The following is a 15,753-nucleotide window of genomic DNA, read 5'->3' as shown; positions in this document are numbered from 1 at the left end:
AACGAGTAAAACAGCCGTTCCTGCCCACTCGATAACTGTCCCATCATGCTGCGTGCTTCCCTGCTGGCCAATGCAGAGATTTTGCCGCAGGCCAGACAGGGGAGCTACTTTTTCAACAGAATCGGCCAGGAGCGGTCGTTGGTGACAAGTGCAACGAGTTCGGCTGTCGGTGCCGGGCATAGAGGATTGAACTACCCACTCCCGACGGTCCTCTCGATTGCAGTTCAAACGTATCCGGATACCCCTTGATCAGCTCACTGAGCTTTTTATAACCATGGGTGCGAGGATCGAATTCAGGTCTCAATTTGCTGATGTTGGTGCCCAGCGCCCCTAAGTTGGCCCAGCCGTCCTCGTCGGCAATGTCATCCAGGATCTTTGCGATGAAACTTACCAGTGCCTTGGGTAGCTTTTTTACCTCGAGCGTACTGGCGACTTTGACGGCCTCGACTGCGACGGGTGGCTCGGGTTCGGGTCGCTCATGTCCATTGCTGGCAGCTACAAGCACCTCACTGCGCAGCAATTCGGTATAGATGAACTTGTCGCAGGCCGACACAAACGGTCTTGGGGTTTTTTCTTCACCAAACCCGTAGACGGTCAAACCTTCTTCTCGTAACCGCGAAGCGAGGCGGGTGAAGTCACTGTCGCTCGAAACCAGGCAGAAACCGTCGAAGCGTCGGGTGTACAACAGGTCCATCGCGTCGATGATCAAGGCGCTGTCTGTTGCGTTCTTACCTTTGGTGTACGCGAACTGTTGGATAGGTTGAATCGAATGGTCGAGCAGCACCTTTTTCCATCCACCCAACTGAGGACCAGTCCAATCGCCATAGATCCGCTTGACGTTGGCGACGCCGTACTTGGCGATTTCTTCGAATAAACCTTCAGCAATTGCTGCGGGGGCATTGTCGGCGTCGATTAACACTGCCAAGCGTTTTTGCGTGGGGGTGGATGCGTGGATGGCCATGGGTCGTCCTTGAGTCAAGGGCTTCAACATACCGTTAAATCGTGGATGAACAAAGGGACCACAGCTTCGCGCTCGAGAGACCGTGTTTGCCAACGGCTACGGAGCTGCGGTGATGTGCAAAGCGGAACTGGATAGCCAATGACTTTCAATCGACCGATAACGGCCGGTGGTCAGAGGTTGCTTTGGGTCGACTGCAGCAGCACACGGCCAAAAACGACCGCCAGCCCTTGGCGGGCAAAAAAATAACAAAATTGCCATGTGCTCCCTTCGTTCCTTCTTGCGTCGCACTGTTCATTGCCCGTTCCCGTACGTCTGGAGTTTTCCCAATGCCCTCGCCTCATTCCTTGCCCGCTGCGCTGCTGGGCCTGGCCCTTGTTTATCCGGCCATGACCGAGGCTCAGGGCCTGGAGCTGGGACAAGTGCTGATTGGCGCTGAGGACCAGAGCGACGAAGACCAGGGGATCGAGGACGCCAGGGCCCGGCTGGCCCAGGTGCCCGGCGGCACCAACGTGGTCGACATGCGCCGTCCGTTGCAGGGCCGCGTGGCCAGCAATCAGGATGTGCTGGCTTACCAGCCGGGGATCTATGCCCAGTCGGCGGGCAACGAAGGGGTGAAGATTTCGATCCGCGGATCGGGGATCAACCGTGCACCGGGCGCCCACGCCTCCGGGCTGTACACCATGCTCGACGGTCTGCCGCTGACCGGCCCCGGCGGCACGCCCTATGAATTGCTGGAACCGCTGTGGCTCGACCATGTGCAAGTGCTGCGCGGCGCCAACGGATTCGACCGGGGCGCCCTGGCTCTTGGCGGGGCCATCGATTACGTCAGCCATACCGGCTACAACGCGCCGAAGTTGCAGGTACGCTACGCAACGGGCAGTCACGGCTATCAGCAGCGCCAAGTCAGCTCCGGACAGGTGCTCGGCGCCTTCGATTACTACGTGGCCATGACCGACGCCAACGCCGACGGCTATCAGGACCACACGGCCAGCGAGAGCCAGGGTGTCATCGCCAACTTCGGCTATCGCTTCAACCCCAATCTGGAAACACGCTTCTACCTGCGTCACCGCCAGACCGACAACGATCTCGCGGGACGGGTGACCAAACACTCCATCGAGCACAACCCACGGGCGGCCAACCCGGCCTACGTGGCGCGGGACGACCGCCGCGACGAGCCGGGCAGCACCTTTATCGGCAACAAGACCACCTGGTACATCGATGACGATTCGAGCATCCAGACCGGCCTTGTCTACCACGACTATCCCATGGACCTGAGCGAGGGCCCCAACCGCCTGAAGGTGGCGTACACGGATGTCAGCGGCACGTTCGACTACAAGCGTCGCGACACGCTCTGGGGGCTGGAAAGCCAAAGCACCCTGGGCCTGCGAGTGACCAAACACCTGCCCAACGCCGGTGCCAGCGAGTTCGTGCGCATCCCCACCGGCAACACCGCCGGTTACGCACCGGGCACGCTGATTCGCAACTTCACCTACCAGGGCTCGGACACGGTCCTGCATGTCGGCAATGACCTGGAGATCGCCGACGACCTGTGGCTGACCACCGGCCTCGCCGCGATCTACACCCGCCGTGAAAGCGCTGTCACCTACCCGCAGGAAGGTGGCAAGACCAGCCTGCACGACTGGGACTACGCCCCGCGCGTGGGCCTGCGTTACCAACTGACACCGGACCTGCAACTGTTCGGCAATCTCAGCCGCTCGGTCGAGGCGCCACATCCGTGGTCGCTGATCTATAGCTCGAACATCCGATTCCCCGCCGGCAGTGGCGTCGCCACGGGCGCCCAGCGCGAACCGGTCACGCTGCAAAACCAGACCGCCACCACCCTGGAAATCGGCGGCCGTGGCGACAGCACGCTGGGGCAGTGGAGCCTGGCCTGGTACTACGCCCAGGTGCGCCACGAATTGCTTTCGGTGCTGCCGGACGCCAACGCCACCACGCCCTACGAGCTCAACGCCAGCCCGACCGTGCACCAGGGCGTGGAAGCCAGCCTGCTGAGCCCCCTCTGGTCGCCGGGCGATGGCGGCCAATTGAGCCTGCGCCAGAGCTATACCTTCAGTGACTTCCACTACCGCGACGATGAGCGCTTCGGCGACAACCGCCTGCCGGGTCTGCCGATGCACTATTACCAGGGCGAACTGCGCTACGACTGGCCACAAGGCTTCTTCGCCGCGGTCAACACGCAATGGGTGTCGAAGGTGGCCGTCGATTACGCCAACAGCTACTACGCCGATCCCTATGCCATATTCGGCGCGACCTTGGGCTACAACGCGCCCAAGGGCGACTGGCAGACCTGGCTGGACCTGCGCAACCTGACCGACAAGCACTATGCCGCCACGGTCACGCCGGGCTACGACGACAAAGGGCTGGACGCGGCACGATCCACCCCCGGTGAGGGCATGGCAATGTACATCGGGGTGTCGTGGAGCCTGCTCTGAGGCCGTTTACCTCACTTCGTAAACGCACACAACCGCGCGCGACGACTAAGCTTTTGTAACGTCACTTCGTCCCTCAAGGAGCTATCCATGAGCGCCGCCGCCCTGTCCGAACTCGATGCCGCCCTGCCCGGCCTGACCCGCAAGATCCGCGTGCTGGATGCCCTGTCCTGGCCGGACGGTGTCGAGGAAGACTTCCTGGCGAAATGGCGCGGCGGGCGGGCCGAGTTACCCAAGGTCCAGTTGCAGCCCCGCGACCACAGCGCCGACATCGCGGCCCTGGAAACCTTTATCAGCCGTTGCGATGTGGGGCATCCGGCCGGCAATTACCTGGCCATGACCGCCCGTAGCTATGCCACGGCCGGACACATGCTGGGAGCCATCGGTACTCCCGCCTTTACGCAGTATTCATCCGCGCTGTACCGGCGCCCGGATTTCTATTACACACGCCTGCAACTGAGCATGCTTGACGCGGCCCGGTTCTTCCTCAAGACCACCGACGCCCTGCTGGGCAGTGCGCGGATTCCACCCTGCCCGGCCGAGATCCCGGCCAAGGCGTTCGCCGCCTGGATTCAACCGGAACTGGACCGATTCTTCGGCGTCGGACAAATCACGGTCGTGCTCGATCCGAACCTGGCCGCCAAGGCCATCGCCGGATCGAGCCGCATTCGCCTGCGGGCCAGCGCGCTGTTCTCGGAACTGGACAAGCATCAGCTGTTGCAACACGAGGCGTTCGTACATGTCGCCACGGCACAGAACGGCGCGCGCCAGCCCAACCTCACGAGCCTGGGCCTGGGGGCGCCCCGCACCACCCAGACCCAGGAAGGTATTGCCACCCTGGCCGAACTGTTCACCGGCAGCATGGACATCAACCGCCTGCGGCGCCTGGCCCTGCGCGTGCTCGCCGTCCAGCAGGCACTGGAGGGTGCGGATTTCATCCAGGTGTTCGAAGGTTTTCTGGCGGCCGGACAGACAGAAGAGGAGTCCTTCCGCTCAACCCAACGGGTGTTCCGCGGTGCCGACCTGCGGGGCGGCTCGGCGTTCACCAAGGACGCCGCCTACCTGACCGGGTTGCTCGGCGTCCACACCCTGCTGCGCATTGCTATCCGCGACAACCGGCCGGAACTGATCGGGCATCTGTTTGCAGGGCGCCTCAGCCTGGCTGACACCATGCGCCTGGCGCCCCTGTTCGAGTCTGGCTGGCTCAAGGGGCCGGTCTATCTTCCGGCCTGGGCCAGCGACCTGCGCCTGCTGGCCGCCAACCTGGCCTTCTCGGCGTTCATCGCCCAGATCAAGCTGGAGGTGCTGGACCTGGATGTGTTCATGGCATTCGCCGAAGAACACGAAAGCGATGCCAGTGCACATTGACCAGGAACAGGATCACACCGTTTGAAAGTCAACCTGGCTTTTTAAAATCAACTGCTACCATTAGGAAGCGGTGTCGAGGCTAGGCTCTGTGGCTTGCAAAGTCGGCTTCACCTGCCAGGGATTGATCCACTCATTTCAAGCCTGCCTGACCCCATGGGGGGTGCAATGCACAATCCATTACTTTACGCGTTGTCGGCCGTACTGTTCTTGAGCGGATCGTCCTGCCTGGCACTGGGTACGGAGGGGACCGCTGCCGCACCGGCCCCGGTTCCGGCACCCGCCGCAGCCCCCGCACCGGCAAGCACAGCCAATGCAGCGCCCGTCGCCCCGGTGGCCAAGGACCCGGTATTCACCCAGGAACAACTGGATCAGATGCTGGCGCCCATTGCGCTTTACCCGGACCCACTGTTTGCTCAGGTGCTGATGGCCACCACCTACCCCGGGGAAGTCGGCGAGGCGGTCAACTGGTCCAAAGCGCACCCGGACGCCAAGGGTGACGACGCGGTCAAACAGGTGGCGAACCAGCCATGGGATCCAAGCGTGCAGGCACTGGTCGCCTTCCCGCAGGTGCTGGCATTGCTCGGACAGGATCCCGTCTGGGTCCAGCGCCTGGGCGATGCCTTCCTGGCACAGCCCGACGATGTCATGGAAAGCGCGCAACGCTTGCGGCGCCAGGCACAGGCAGCCGGCAATCTGCAGAGCAACCAATATCAGAACGTGACGATCCAGAATGTCGCGGCACCGGCACCGGCTCCGGCGACCACGACTGCGGCACCGGCTCCAGCCCCTGAATCGGCCCCCGCCAGCAACTCCACCATCATCATTCAGCCTGCCGATCCGCAGGTGGTGTACGTCCCCACCTATAACCCGACCACCACCTACGGCACCTGGCCCTACCCGGCGTCGCCGCCCGCGTACTATCCACCGCCACCGGCCTATTACCCTGGTCAGGCCCTGATGGCCGGACTCGCGTTTGGTGCCGGAGTGGCGATCATTGGATCGTTGTGGGGTGAATGTGACTGGGGCAATAACGACATCGACATCGACGTCAATCGCTACAACAACATCAATGCCAACAACCGGATCACCAACAACAAATGGCAACACAACCCGGTGCACCGTAATGGCGTGCCCTATCGAGACAACGCAAGCCGCGCACAGTACGGCCGCCAACTCAACGGTGCCAACCAGCGTGAAGCCTATCGCGGGGACAATGCCCAACGCGCCCAGGCCCGTGAAAATGCCCGCACCTCAATGGACAGGCACGGTATCGAACGACCTGCCACCAGCAACCGCGAAGCCCGTGATCAAACACGCAAACTCCAGTCCGGGGCCTCGGGCGGCGACCGGTTACAGGCCGGTGCAGACAGGCCGAAGGCGGCGGACAGAAGCCAGGGCACAGCCAGGAACACCCGGGAGAATCAGCAGCCCAGGAGAGAGACCCAGCAACCCAGGAACCAGAGCGCCCAGTTGAATCAGCGCAGAGAAGGCTCCGCGCAGACGCGGCAAGCGACGAATAAACGGCCTGCCGCCAGTGCCGGCAGTGCCCGCAACAATGCGTTCGCCGGCGCACGCTCACCATCCCAGGCCAACGTCCAGGCCAATCGTGGCCGGGCCAGCCAGGTTTCCGCCCAACGCCCCAGTGCTTCGCGATCAGCCGGCCACCAGGTCAGCCGGCCGTCCAATCCACCATCGCGTCAAAGGGGGGGCCGTCGTTGAACAACCATCCTCGATTGAAGGGACTCACGGGCTTGCTCCCTCATGTCCTGGTTATAGCCACCGGCTTGTTGTGGTCGTGCATGGCGACGGCACAGCAGGCCTTTCCAACCCCGGAAAAGGCCGCGGAAGCCTTTGTCGAAGCACTGGGCACGGAACACGCCGACCAGGCACGCCTGACCGAACTGCTGGGCAATGACTGGCACAATTACATCCCCCGCGAAGGCGTGCAGCGCAAAGATGTGGATGCGTTCTTGCAGCAGTACCGCGAGCAACACCACTTTGAAAACACCAGTGACCGCAAGGCTGTCCTGGCGGTCGGCAGTGAGAACTGGACACTGCCTATCCCCCTTACAAAGAACGAGAACGGTTGGCGCTTCGACATGAAGGCCGGCAGTGCAGAGATCCGTGCACGTCAAATCGGCCGCAATGAACTTGCCGCGGTGCAATCGGTGCTGGCCTATCACGACGCCCAGATGGACTATGCGTCAGTGGATCGGGACGATGATGGCGCACTCGAGTATGCGCAGAAAATCTTCAGCACCCCCGGCATGCACGACGGACTCTATTGGGCCGAAGACGACAGTGGCCAGATCAGCCCGCTGGGGCCTTCGTTCGGCAAAGCCATTGCCGACGAAGAGTGGCATGGCTATCGCTTCCGCATCCTTCATGGCCAGGGTCCTTCGGCACCGGGTGGCGCCTACAGCTACCTCATCGGTGACAAGATGAGCCGCGGCTTTGCGCTGATCGCCTGGCCGGCAAAATACAACGACACCGGCGTGATGAGTTTCATGATCAGTCATGAAGGACAGGTATTCGAAAAAGACCTGGGACCCGAAGGTGAAAAACTGGCGCTGGCGATGAAACGCTTTGATCCGGATGACAGCTGGAAAGAGGTGCCTGAAGATCAGGAGTAGCAGGCATGACCTGCTACAAGCCTTCAGAATGGTTGAACGCAGTTATCTGATCGACAGGACGAATCGATCTTCGCCCCCCGTGTTGTCGTTGCAGGAGGGTTGCTCAAGCTTGAATCCGCACCGATCCAGGACTTTTCTGGAGCCGGCGTTCTCCCTGAAGGCATACGCAACCAGTTGCGCAAGTCCCCAGCGTATCCGGGCCTCCTGGATCAGGTGCCTCAGCGCCAGTGTTGCCAGCCCCTGCCCGCACACGCGTTGATCGATCCGATAGCCGACTTCGGCAGAACCCGTCGATGAGTCGATGCTTTTCAGATTGGCTCTACCGACGATTCTCTGACTGGAATCCTCGATGACAAAGGGGTGCCAGGCGCCGATGGCGAAATCGGACAAATAGCTTTCGATATGATCGGCGACACCCTGCAACGAGTAAAAAGCAGGGTCGCGCGCATCGATATGGGATTCGAACCATTCACGGTTCTGGATTTCGAAAGCCAGCAACGCTTGAGCGTCAGTCATTTTCAGCTCGCGTACGCTAAATGATTCCATTCACCGCCTCTCCTGTGCCTTGTGCCGAATCGGCTCGAGTCTATCTCATACCTGAACAACCTGGTCGGGCCGAGCCTTCCCTTCGCGAGCCCGAGCGGCTTGCACAACACATATGGAAAATCGTATATTCGAATAACCATATGTATCGAGCCACGCCAATGCTCAATCCTGCCGCCGTATTCAAATGTCTGTCCGACGAAACCCGCGCCCGGGCCACTTTGCTCATTACTCGTGAAGGCGAGTTATGCGTGTGTGAGCTGGTCTGCGCCCTGGACGACAGTCAGCCCAAAATTTCCCGCCACCTTGCCCAGCTTCGCGGCTGTGGCCTGCTTCTCGACCGCCGTCAGGGGCAGTGGGTGTATTACCGGCTCAATCCCGATCTGCCCGCGTGGGTTCGCGACGTTCTCGAGACAACGTTGCTGGCAAACGCCGACTGGCTTGCGGACGACAGCACTCGTCTTGCCGCGATGGGCGACCGTCCACTCAACACTTCCGCCTGCTGCTGACCCTTCATTCATCGAGACTCCGCATGTTTACTGCGTTTATCATTTTCTTGCTCACCATGGTGTTGGTCATCTGGCAACCCAAGGGCCTGGGCGTCGGTTGGAGCGCCTCCCTGGGAGCCATCCTGGCCCTGCTGGCAGGCGTCGTGACGCTGGACGATATTCCACTGGTGTGGGCCATTGTCTGGAACGCCACCGCGACCTTCATCTCACTCATCATCATCAGTCTGCTGCTCGATGAGGCCGGGTTTTTCCAGTGGGCGGCATTGCATGTGGCGCGCTGGGCCAAGGGTGACGGGCGTCGCCTGTTCGTCTTCACGATTCTGCTGGGGGCCGGCGTATCCGCGCTGTTTGCCAACGACGGTGCAGCCCTGATCCTGACCCCCATCGTTGTTTCAATACTGCTCGCACTGCGTTTTTCGCCAGCCTCTACCCTGGCGTTCGTCATGGCGGCCGGTTTCATTGCCGACACGGCGAGCCTGCCCCTGGTGGTGTCCAACCTCGTCAACATCGTTTCGGCCGACTACTTCGACCTGGGCTTCAGCGAGTACGCCGCCATCATGGTGCCGGTCAATTTCGTTGCCGTGGCGACCACGCTCGTGGTGCTGTACTGGTTTTTCCGGCGTGACATCCCCAGGCACTACTCTCTCGATGACGTGATGGACCCGCGACGCGCCGTGCGTGATCCCCTGACCTTCCGCGTCGGCTGGATTGTCCTGGCTCTGTTGCTGATCGGGCTGTTTGCTCTGGAACCCTTGGGCATTCCCATCAGTGCCATTGCAGCGGTCTGTGCCGCGATGCTGTTCGCCGTGGCTGCACGTGGGCATGTGATTTCAACGCGACGGGTGCTGCGCGAGGCGCCCTGGCAGGTCGTGATCTTTTCGCTGGGCATGTACCTGGTGGTGTACGGGCTGAAAAACGCCGGACTGACCACCTACATGACCATGGCGCTGAACCACATGGCCGAATTCGGCATCTGGGGTGCCGCGCTGGGCACTGGCCTGCTCACGGCGTTGCTGTCATCGGCCATGAACAACATGCCCACGGTGCTGGTGGGTGCCCTGTCGATTCAGGCCAGTGACGCCACCGGTGTGGTGCGTGAAGCCATGATCTACGCCAATGTCATCGGTTCTGACCTCGGTCCCAAAATCACCCCCATCGGCAGTCTTGCCACCTTGCTCTGGCTGCATGTGCTGGAGCGCAAGGGCATCCGCATTACCTGGGGTTACTACTTCAAGGTCGGCGTGGTCCTGACGCTGCCGATTCTGTTCATCACCTTGTCTGCCCTGGCCCTGCGCCTGAGCGTTTAGCCCTGTGCGACTGCAAAGAGGAATCACCATGCGCGTTCTGTTTATGTGTACCGCCAATAGCTGTCGCAGCATCCTGTCCGAAGCCATGTTCAACCATCTCGCCCCGCAAGGTTTCGAGGCGATCAGTGCCGGCAGCTTCCCCAAGGGACAGGTGCTGCCCCGCAGCCTGAGCACGTTGCAAGAAGCCGGCATCGCCATCGAAGGCTTGAGCAGCAAAGGCAATGAGGCTTTCGAAGCCAACCCGCCGGACATCGTCATCACGGTCTGCGACAAGGCCGCTGGTGAGGCGTGCCCCGTGTACTTCGGGCCGGCGTTGAAAGCTCATTGGGGCCTGGAAGACCCATCGGACATAAAGGGAGATGACGCGACGGTATCGGCGGCGTTCCACTCGACCCTGGCGCGCATCGAAACGCGCTGCCGGGCATTCCTCGACCTGCCTTTTGCACAACTCGACCGCGATGCGCTGAAGCGGGAACTCGACCGCATCGGCACGCTATGACCGGAGCCCCCATGACTCATCCCCTGCCCAATCTCGACACATCACTGACCCAGCCCATCGACAGTGGGCGCGACGACCAGCACAAACCGCGCATCCTGTTGCTATACGGTTCGACTCGTGCGCGGTCGTTCAGTCGCCTGCTGGTCGAGGAAGCAGCCCGGTTGCTCGAACACTTCGGTGCCGAGACACGGATCTTCAACCCATCAGGCCTGCCGCTACCGGACGACGCGCCCTCCGATCACCCGAAAGTCCAGGAGCTGCTCGAACTGATGCAATGGTCCGAAGGACAGGTCTGGTGCTCGCCAGAGCGCCACGGCTCCATGTCTGCGGTGTTCAAGGCGCAAATCGACTGGGTGCCGTTGGCGTTGGGGGCGGTTCGCCCAACCCAAGGGAAAACCCTCGCGGTCATGCAAGTCTGCGGCGGCTCCCAGTCCTTCAATGTGGTGAATCAGCTTCGTGTGCTGGGGCGCTGGATGCGCATGTTCACCATCCCCAATCAATCCTCCGTGCCAAAGGCTTTTCTGGAGTTTGACGACACCAATCGCATGAAACCCTCGTCGCTGTACGACAGGGTGGTGGACGTCATGGAGGAACTGGTGAAATTCACCCTGCTGCTACGGGATCGCCCCGATCTGGTTGACCGCTACTCGGAACGCAAAGAGTCCGCGCAGGAACTGAGTCAGCGCGTGAATCAGCGGGCGATCTGACTGTAGAAATGTTCGCCTTGGCTCGATAGCCGAAACAAGTCGCAAACCCCACGATGCTTCGGGGCTTGCGACTCTTTGCCGATACGTCCCTCAAGCTCCCGGGACGTTTTCTACGGTATGCCTGCCGTGTTCATTGCCGAACGTGCAGGTCTAGTTCTCTACCTCAACCGCGTCGAAATCCGGTTCGTCCGGGGCATCCGGGGCGTCCGCCATATCCTCTCGGGCGTCTTTCGCCTCAACTTTGGCAGCTTCTCTGGCTGCGTTCGCCTCGGCTTTGGCGGCGTCCCTGGCAGCATCCGCGGTAGCCCGGGCAGCATCCCTGGCGGCATCTGCTTCAGCCTTGGCGGCGTCCCTCGCTGCATCTGCAGTGGCCCGGGCAGCGTCCCTGGCTGCATCCGCTTCTGCGCGCGGTACGCCAGCCGCTCTTGCGGCATCCCGGGCGGCATCTGCTTCAGCCCTGGCGGCATCCCGTGCGGCATCGGCAGTGGCTTTTGCCGCATCACGGGCTGCATCCGCAGTCGCTCTGGCGGTGTCCCGGGCTGCATTGGCATCAGCTCTGGCAGCGTCCCTGGCTGCATCGGCGGCATCGTTGTCATGGGCATTGCCCGGGCCTTTGTTCCCGGCTACACCACCATGGTCAGCGTCGCCGCGCCCCGGACCGCCATGACCGTCACCGCCATGACCGTCACCGTCATGGCCTGCAGCACCATGATCGCCACCCTCTCCTCCATGGCCGCCGGCACCGTGACCGCCGGAGCCACCAGAGCCACCGCCACCGCCACCGCCGTGACCTCCACCGCCTCCACCGCTGCCGCCATCCTTGGCATACGCGCTGGAGAAACTACCGATGTAATCGGGCACCAGGACAGTCGATGCCGACAGAACTCCGCCGATTGCCAGAGCCAACAAACATTTCTTGAGCAGCATGATGCACCTCCGCATGGAGTTGCGTACTCATCTCCGTATCGAACGCAATGTCCAGTGAGTTCCCGTCCGCCCGTTGGAGCGGCCGGCCAACCGGCACGGCCATCAATCTGCAGCATGAACGAGCTACTGCGGTATCCGCACGATCCCTGAAAGCCAGTTGGCATCGTTGCGTGGGAAACATTCCCATATTTTTTGGATAAGTGCTTTCAGCCCGAGTTCAAAAAATGAGCATCAGGGCTTATGCATGGGTTGAGCAAAAACGTCTACCTGGCTCAATGGAGCATCGTCGCGATCAAAACTGATATGTTTATTTTCAGTTTATTTGCATATAGAATTTTATTGTGTCATTTATAGGCTCGCCGATCACAGGACTGATCCACCACGCCAACCTGGATGGCGGGCACCCGTTTCCCCCAAATGCCTTCCAAGGAGTCAACAATATGAACAAGACAGAACTTCTAGGTGCTCTGGCGCTATGCGCTTTCAGCTTCCTGGCACATGCCGACGAAGACAGCCTGCGTATCGGTATCGAAGCCGCCTACCCGCCCTTCTCCTTCAAGACACCGGAGGGCAACGTCAGCGGGTTCGATTACGACATCGGCAACGCCTTGTGCGAAGAAATGAAGGTCAAGTGCGAGTGGGTCATTCAGGAGTTCGACGGCATGATCCCGTCGCTCAAAGTGCGCAAGATCGATGCCGTGCTGTCGTCGATGTCAATCACCGAAGACCGGATGAAGTCCGTGGACTTCAGCAAAAAGTACTACCACACACCGGGCAAGTTCGCGATGAAGGCCGGCAACGTGATCAATGATCCTTTGGTGGACCTCAAGGGCAAGAAAGTCGGCGTGCAACGCTCCTCGACTTACGATCGTTTTGCCACCGAGCAACTGGAAAAAGCCGGCGTCGTCGTGGTGCGCTACTCCTCACAAAATGAAGCCTTTCTCGATCTTGCCTCGGGTCGTCTGGACGCCACCCTCGCCGACATCGTCAACACCGATGAGAGCTTCATCAAAACACCGGCTGGCCAGGGCTTCACCCTCACAGGGCCCGACATCAACGACCCGAAGTATTTTGGCCGTGGCGCCGGGATCGCCGTGCGCAAAGGCGACAGTGCCAACGTTGCGCGCCTGAGTGCCGCGATCGACGCCATTCGCGCCAATGGCAAGTACCAGCAAGTGATGGCCAGGTACTTCGCGTTCGATATCTACGGCGAGTAAGCCTTACCCATAGCCCCGGTGCCGGCCTATTGCAGGCGCCGATTCGGGCTTGTCTTGCGCGCCTCGCGGCGCTCGCTTGAGGAACTTCATCATGCTTCACGGCTACGGATCGAGCATTCTCGATGGCGCCTGGCTGACCATAAACCTGGCCCTGACTTCCATGTCCCTGGCGATTGCCCTGGGCCTGGTCGGCGCGGCCTTTCGCCTGTCACCACTCAAATGGCTGGCCCTGCTCGGGGAAAGTTACACCACCCTGATTCGCGGCATTCCAGACCTGGTGCTGATCCTGCTGATCTTCTACGGCGGCCAGGATCTGGTGAACCGCATTGCCCTGGCGCTCGGTTACACCCGCTATATCGACATCAACCCCTTTATCGCCGGCGTCTGCACCATGGGCTTCATTTTTGGTGCCTACCTCTCGGAAACCTTTCGCGGCGCCTTCATGGCAATCCCCAAAGGTCAGGCCGAGGCCGGCGTGGCCTATGGCATGGGCGGTGCGCAGGTGTTCTGGCGAATTCTGGTACCGCAGATGATTCGTTTCGCCATTCCCGGGTTCACCAACAATTGGCTGGTACTGACCAAATCCACCGCGCTGATCTCGGTGATCGGCTTGCAGGACATGATGTTCAAAGCCAAGAACGCAGCGGATGCCACACACGAGCCATTCACGTTTTTCCTCGCGGTGGCGGCGCTGTACCTGATGCTCACCAGCCTGTCATTGCTGGTGCTGCGCTATCTGGAAAAACACTACTCGGTCGGCATCAAAGCCGCCGAATTGTGAGGGGAGCGGCCCATGATTCTCGACTACAACCTGATTTGGGAAAACCTGCCGCTGTACTTCAATGGCGCCTTGTTGACCCTCAAAGTCCTGCTTATTTCCCTGGCCCTGGGTCTGGTATTGGCTATTCCACTGGCGTTGATGCGGGTGTCGCGATCACCGCTGATCAACTTCCCGGCCTGGCTCTATACCTACGTGATTCGCGGCACGCCGATGCTGGTGCAATTGTTCCTGATCTATTACGGCCTGGCGCAGTTCGAAGCAGTGCGCCAAAGCGCGCTCTGGCCTTACCTCTCCAGCGCCACCTTTTGCGCCTGCCTGGCCTTCGCGATCAACACCAGTGCCTATAGCGCAGAGCTGCTGGCCGGCAGTTTGAAATCCACCCCCCATGGCGAGATCGAAGCCGCCAGGGCCATGGGTATGTCACGCCTGACCCTGTATCGCCGCATTCTCATGCCGTCGGCCTTGCGCCGGGCATTGCCGCAGTACAGCAACGAGGTGCTGATGATGCTGCAAACCACCAGCCTGGCCTCCATCGTCACCCTCGTCGACATCACCGGGGCCGCGCGTACTGTCAGCTCACGGTTCTATCTACCGTTCGAGGCGTTTATCACCGCCGGCCTCTTCTACCTCGCCCTGACCTTCATTCTGGTGCGCCTGTTCAAGCTGGCCGAGCGCCATTGGCTGGCGTATCTGGCACCGCGCAAGCACTAAGGAGCTGCTATGGAGCACATTCAATACCTGTTGCCGTGGAGTGCCTCGGGCACCGAACGAACACTGTCACTGTTTCGTTTTGGCAGTGGAGCACGCAAAGCGTACATCCAGGCGTCATTGCATGCCGACGAATTGCCAGGGATGCGCGTCGCCGTCGAGCTCAAGCGCCGTCTTCTGGAACTGGAAACACAAGGCCGCCTGACCGGGGTGATCGAGTTGGTGCCAATGGCCAATCCGATCGGTATCGCCCAGATGTTCCAGGCCACCCATCAGGGGCGCTTCGAATTCTCCAGCGGCAAGAACTTCAATCGCGACTTCCCGGAGTTGGTCGATGCCGTTGCACCGCTGCTGGAGGGCCGATTGGGAAGCGATGCCGACGCCAACATCGCACTCATACGCCGCGCCATGGACGATGCCCTCGCCGCCATGCCGGCACCAACCTCGGAACTCGACGGCCTGCGCCGCCTGTTGCTGCAGCATGCCTGCGACGCCGATGTGGTGCTGGACCTGCACTGCGATTTCGAATCGATCATGTTGTTGTATGCGATGCCGCAAAACTGGCCACGCCTGCAGTCACTGGCCGCTCGCCTCGGTGCCGGGGTCACGTTATTGGCCGAAAATGCGGGCGGCAGTGCCTTCGACGAAGCCTGCGCCATTGCATGGCTACGCCTGGCCGAGGTGTTTCCCCAAGCCAACATTCCCCTGGCGTGCGTGGCCACCACCATTGAATTGCGTGGCATGGCAGACACCGAACGCGAGCAATGCGTCGACAGTGCACAAGCCATTCTCGGGTATCTCGCCGAACAAGGCCTGATCAGCGGTGACTGGCCAGCGGCACCGCCGAGCCATTGCCAGGCCGTGCCATTCGCCGGCGCGCAGTACGCCTGTGCGCCCCATCCCGGTGTGGTGAGTTTTCTGCAACCGCTGGGCGCGCAGGTCAAGGTCGGCGATCCGCTGTTCGAGGTCATCGACCCGCTGACCGACCGCCATAGCGTAGTGAGCGCCAGCACCGACGGCATTCTCTATGCCCGCGAACGGCTGCGCTTTGCCCAGCCTGGATTGTGGCTGGCCAAAGTTGCCGGTTCTACCCCCATTCGCCAGGGTCGCTTGCTCAGCGACTGATTCCAGAGAGTTCAAACC

15 protein-coding genes are annotated in these 15,753 nt (G+C 61.0%); 12 read left to right on the top strand and 3 right to left on the bottom strand.

Translation table 11 applies throughout. The annotated features are described in order from the left end of the window. Nucleotides 1–112: 112 nt before the first annotated feature. Entirely contained in the window at nucleotides 113–961 is an 849-nt protein-coding gene (locus tag KW840_RS27480) for an NYN domain-containing protein (protein ID WP_218498399.1), read from the bottom strand. Nucleotides 962–1,287: 326 nt separating this feature from the next. On the opposite strand from KW840_RS27480, the gene KW840_RS27475 reads away from it, so the two are divergent. The 4 genes from KW840_RS27475 to KW840_RS27460 all read left to right on the top strand — a co-directional run bounded on the left by KW840_RS27475 (nucleotide 1,288) and on the right by KW840_RS27460 (nucleotide 7,412). Further along, nucleotides 1,288–3,414, top strand: coding sequence for a TonB-dependent receptor domain-containing protein (locus KW840_RS27475; protein WP_218498398.1), 2,127 nt, complete (start codon nucleotides 1,288–1,290; stop codon nucleotides 3,412–3,414). Between the two features lie 87 nt (nucleotides 3,415–3,501). After that, on the top strand, nucleotides 3,502–4,779 hold the full coding sequence (locus KW840_RS27470) for a flavohemoglobin expression-modulating QEGLA motif protein (RefSeq protein WP_218498397.1): 1,278 nt from the start codon (nucleotides 3,502–3,504) through the stop codon (nucleotides 4,777–4,779). 165 nt (nucleotides 4,780–4,944) lie between these two features. Next, nucleotides 4,945–6,498, top strand: coding sequence for a DUF3300 domain-containing protein (locus tag KW840_RS27465; protein ID WP_154862240.1), 1,554 nt, complete (start codon nucleotides 4,945–4,947; stop codon nucleotides 6,496–6,498). Between the two features lie 80 nt (nucleotides 6,499–6,578). Continuing rightward, nucleotides 6,579–7,412 (top strand): DUF2950 domain-containing protein, encoded by an 834-nt coding sequence (locus tag KW840_RS27460; protein ID WP_218498396.1) that lies wholly within the window; start codon nucleotides 6,579–6,581, stop codon nucleotides 7,410–7,412. A gap of 42 nt (nucleotides 7,413–7,454) precedes the next feature. On the opposite strand, the gene KW840_RS27455 is transcribed toward KW840_RS27460, so the two are convergent. Continuing rightward, nucleotides 7,455–7,958 carry a GNAT family N-acetyltransferase gene (locus tag KW840_RS27455; RefSeq protein WP_218498395.1) on the bottom strand — a complete coding sequence of 168 codons (504 nt, stop codon included), beginning with the start codon at nucleotides 7,956–7,958 and terminating at the stop codon, nucleotides 7,455–7,457. 158 nt (nucleotides 7,959–8,116) lie between these two features. Between KW840_RS27455 and KW840_RS27450 the strand changes: the two genes are divergently transcribed. Genes KW840_RS27450 through arsH form a run of 4 tightly spaced genes read left to right on the top strand, consistent with a single transcriptional unit; the run spans nucleotide 8,117 to nucleotide 10,977 of the window. Beyond that, the gene (locus tag KW840_RS27450; protein WP_090454848.1) at nucleotides 8,117–8,464 is read left to right on the top strand and encodes a metalloregulator ArsR/SmtB family transcription factor; all 348 of its coding nucleotides are present in this window, start codon (nucleotides 8,117–8,119) and stop codon (nucleotides 8,462–8,464) included. Nucleotides 8,465–8,487: 23 nt separating this feature from the next. Continuing rightward, a complete protein-coding gene (locus KW840_RS27445; protein WP_218498394.1) occupies nucleotides 8,488–9,771 on the top strand; it encodes an arsenic transporter in 1,284 nt (427 codons plus the stop codon). 28 nt (nucleotides 9,772–9,799) lie between these two features. Then, nucleotides 9,800–10,270, top strand: coding sequence for an arsenate reductase ArsC (locus tag KW840_RS27440; RefSeq protein ID WP_057715352.1), 471 nt, complete (start codon nucleotides 9,800–9,802; stop codon nucleotides 10,268–10,270). Between the two features lie 11 nt (nucleotides 10,271–10,281). Then, nucleotides 10,282–10,977: an arsenical resistance protein ArsH gene (gene arsH / locus KW840_RS27435; RefSeq protein ID WP_102669998.1), complete on the top strand. Its 696-nt coding sequence runs from the start codon at nucleotides 10,282–10,284 to the stop codon at nucleotides 10,975–10,977. Nucleotides 10,978–11,127: 150 nt separating this feature from the next. Here the strand turns inward: arsH and KW840_RS27430 are convergent, their stop codons facing one another. Then, nucleotides 11,128–11,904 (bottom strand): hypothetical protein, encoded by a 777-nt coding sequence (locus tag KW840_RS27430; RefSeq protein WP_218498393.1) that lies wholly within the window; start codon nucleotides 11,902–11,904, stop codon nucleotides 11,128–11,130. 440 nt (nucleotides 11,905–12,344) lie between these two features. Here KW840_RS27430 and KW840_RS27425 point away from each other — a divergent pair, with 440 nt between their 5' ends. The 4 genes from KW840_RS27425 (at nucleotide 12,345) to KW840_RS27410 (ending at nucleotide 15,735) form a co-directional block, all read left to right on the top strand. After that, the gene (locus KW840_RS27425) at nucleotides 12,345–13,121 is read left to right on the top strand and encodes an ABC transporter substrate-binding protein (protein WP_090454844.1); all 777 of its coding nucleotides are present in this window, start codon (nucleotides 12,345–12,347) and stop codon (nucleotides 13,119–13,121) included. A gap of 91 nt (nucleotides 13,122–13,212) precedes the next feature. Next, on the top strand, nucleotides 13,213–13,902 hold the full coding sequence (locus tag KW840_RS27420; protein ID WP_057715357.1) for an ABC transporter permease: 690 nt from the start codon (nucleotides 13,213–13,215) through the stop codon (nucleotides 13,900–13,902). Nucleotides 13,903–13,914: 12 nt separating this feature from the next. Further along, entirely contained in the window at nucleotides 13,915–14,613 is a 699-nt protein-coding gene (locus KW840_RS27415; RefSeq protein WP_057715358.1) for an ABC transporter permease, read from the top strand. A 9-nt stretch (nucleotides 14,614–14,622) separates the two neighbouring features. After that, a complete protein-coding gene (locus KW840_RS27410; protein ID WP_218498392.1) occupies nucleotides 14,623–15,735 on the top strand; it encodes a succinylglutamate desuccinylase/aspartoacylase family protein in 1,113 nt (370 codons plus the stop codon). The last annotated feature ends 18 nt before the right edge of the window (nucleotides 15,736–15,753 follow it).

This window comes from Pseudomonas sp. PDM30 (genome assembly GCF_019218985.1).
Taxonomy (GTDB): Bacteria; Pseudomonadota; Gammaproteobacteria; order Pseudomonadales; family Pseudomonadaceae; genus Aquipseudomonas; species Aquipseudomonas jessenii.
Note: the sequence above shows the minus strand (reverse complement) of the source record. Positions and strands in the feature narration are given on the sequence as shown.

Excerpts from the sequence above, each read along its gene's own strand:
- KW840_RS27420 (WP_057715357.1), top strand. The coding sequence starts at position 13,213 with ATGCTTCACGGCTACGGATCGAGCATTCTCGATGGCGCCTGGCTGACC.
- arsH (WP_102669998.1), top strand. The coding sequence starts at position 10,282 with ATGACTCATCCCCTGCCCAATCTCGACACATCACTGACCCAGCCCATC.
- KW840_RS27415 (WP_057715358.1), top strand. The coding sequence starts at position 13,915 with ATGATTCTCGACTACAACCTGATTTGGGAAAACCTGCCGCTGTACTTC.
- KW840_RS27460 (WP_218498396.1), top strand. The coding sequence starts at position 6,579 with ATGGCGACGGCACAGCAGGCCTTTCCAACCCCGGAAAAGGCCGCGGAA.
- KW840_RS27430 (WP_218498393.1), bottom strand. The coding sequence starts at position 11,904 with ATGCTGCTCAAGAAATGTTTGTTGGCTCTGGCAATCGGCGGAGTTCTG.
- KW840_RS27440 (WP_057715352.1), top strand. The coding sequence starts at position 9,800 with ATGCGCGTTCTGTTTATGTGTACCGCCAATAGCTGTCGCAGCATCCTG.
- KW840_RS27445 (WP_218498394.1), top strand. The coding sequence starts at position 8,488 with ATGTTTACTGCGTTTATCATTTTCTTGCTCACCATGGTGTTGGTCATC.
- KW840_RS27410 (WP_218498392.1), top strand. The coding sequence starts at position 14,623 with ATGGAGCACATTCAATACCTGTTGCCGTGGAGTGCCTCGGGCACCGAA.
- KW840_RS27470 (WP_218498397.1), top strand. The coding sequence starts at position 3,502 with ATGAGCGCCGCCGCCCTGTCCGAACTCGATGCCGCCCTGCCCGGCCTG.
- KW840_RS27425 (WP_090454844.1), top strand. The coding sequence starts at position 12,345 with ATGAACAAGACAGAACTTCTAGGTGCTCTGGCGCTATGCGCTTTCAGC.
- KW840_RS27450 (WP_090454848.1), top strand. The coding sequence starts at position 8,117 with ATGCTCAATCCTGCCGCCGTATTCAAATGTCTGTCCGACGAAACCCGC.
- KW840_RS27465 (WP_154862240.1), top strand. The coding sequence starts at position 4,945 with ATGCACAATCCATTACTTTACGCGTTGTCGGCCGTACTGTTCTTGAGC.
- KW840_RS27480 (WP_218498399.1), bottom strand. The coding sequence starts at position 961 with ATGGCCATCCACGCATCCACCCCCACGCAAAAACGCTTGGCAGTGTTA.
- KW840_RS27475 (WP_218498398.1), top strand. The coding sequence starts at position 1,288 with ATGCCCTCGCCTCATTCCTTGCCCGCTGCGCTGCTGGGCCTGGCCCTT.
- KW840_RS27455 (WP_218498395.1), bottom strand. The coding sequence starts at position 7,958 with ATGGAATCATTTAGCGTACGCGAGCTGAAAATGACTGACGCTCAAGCG.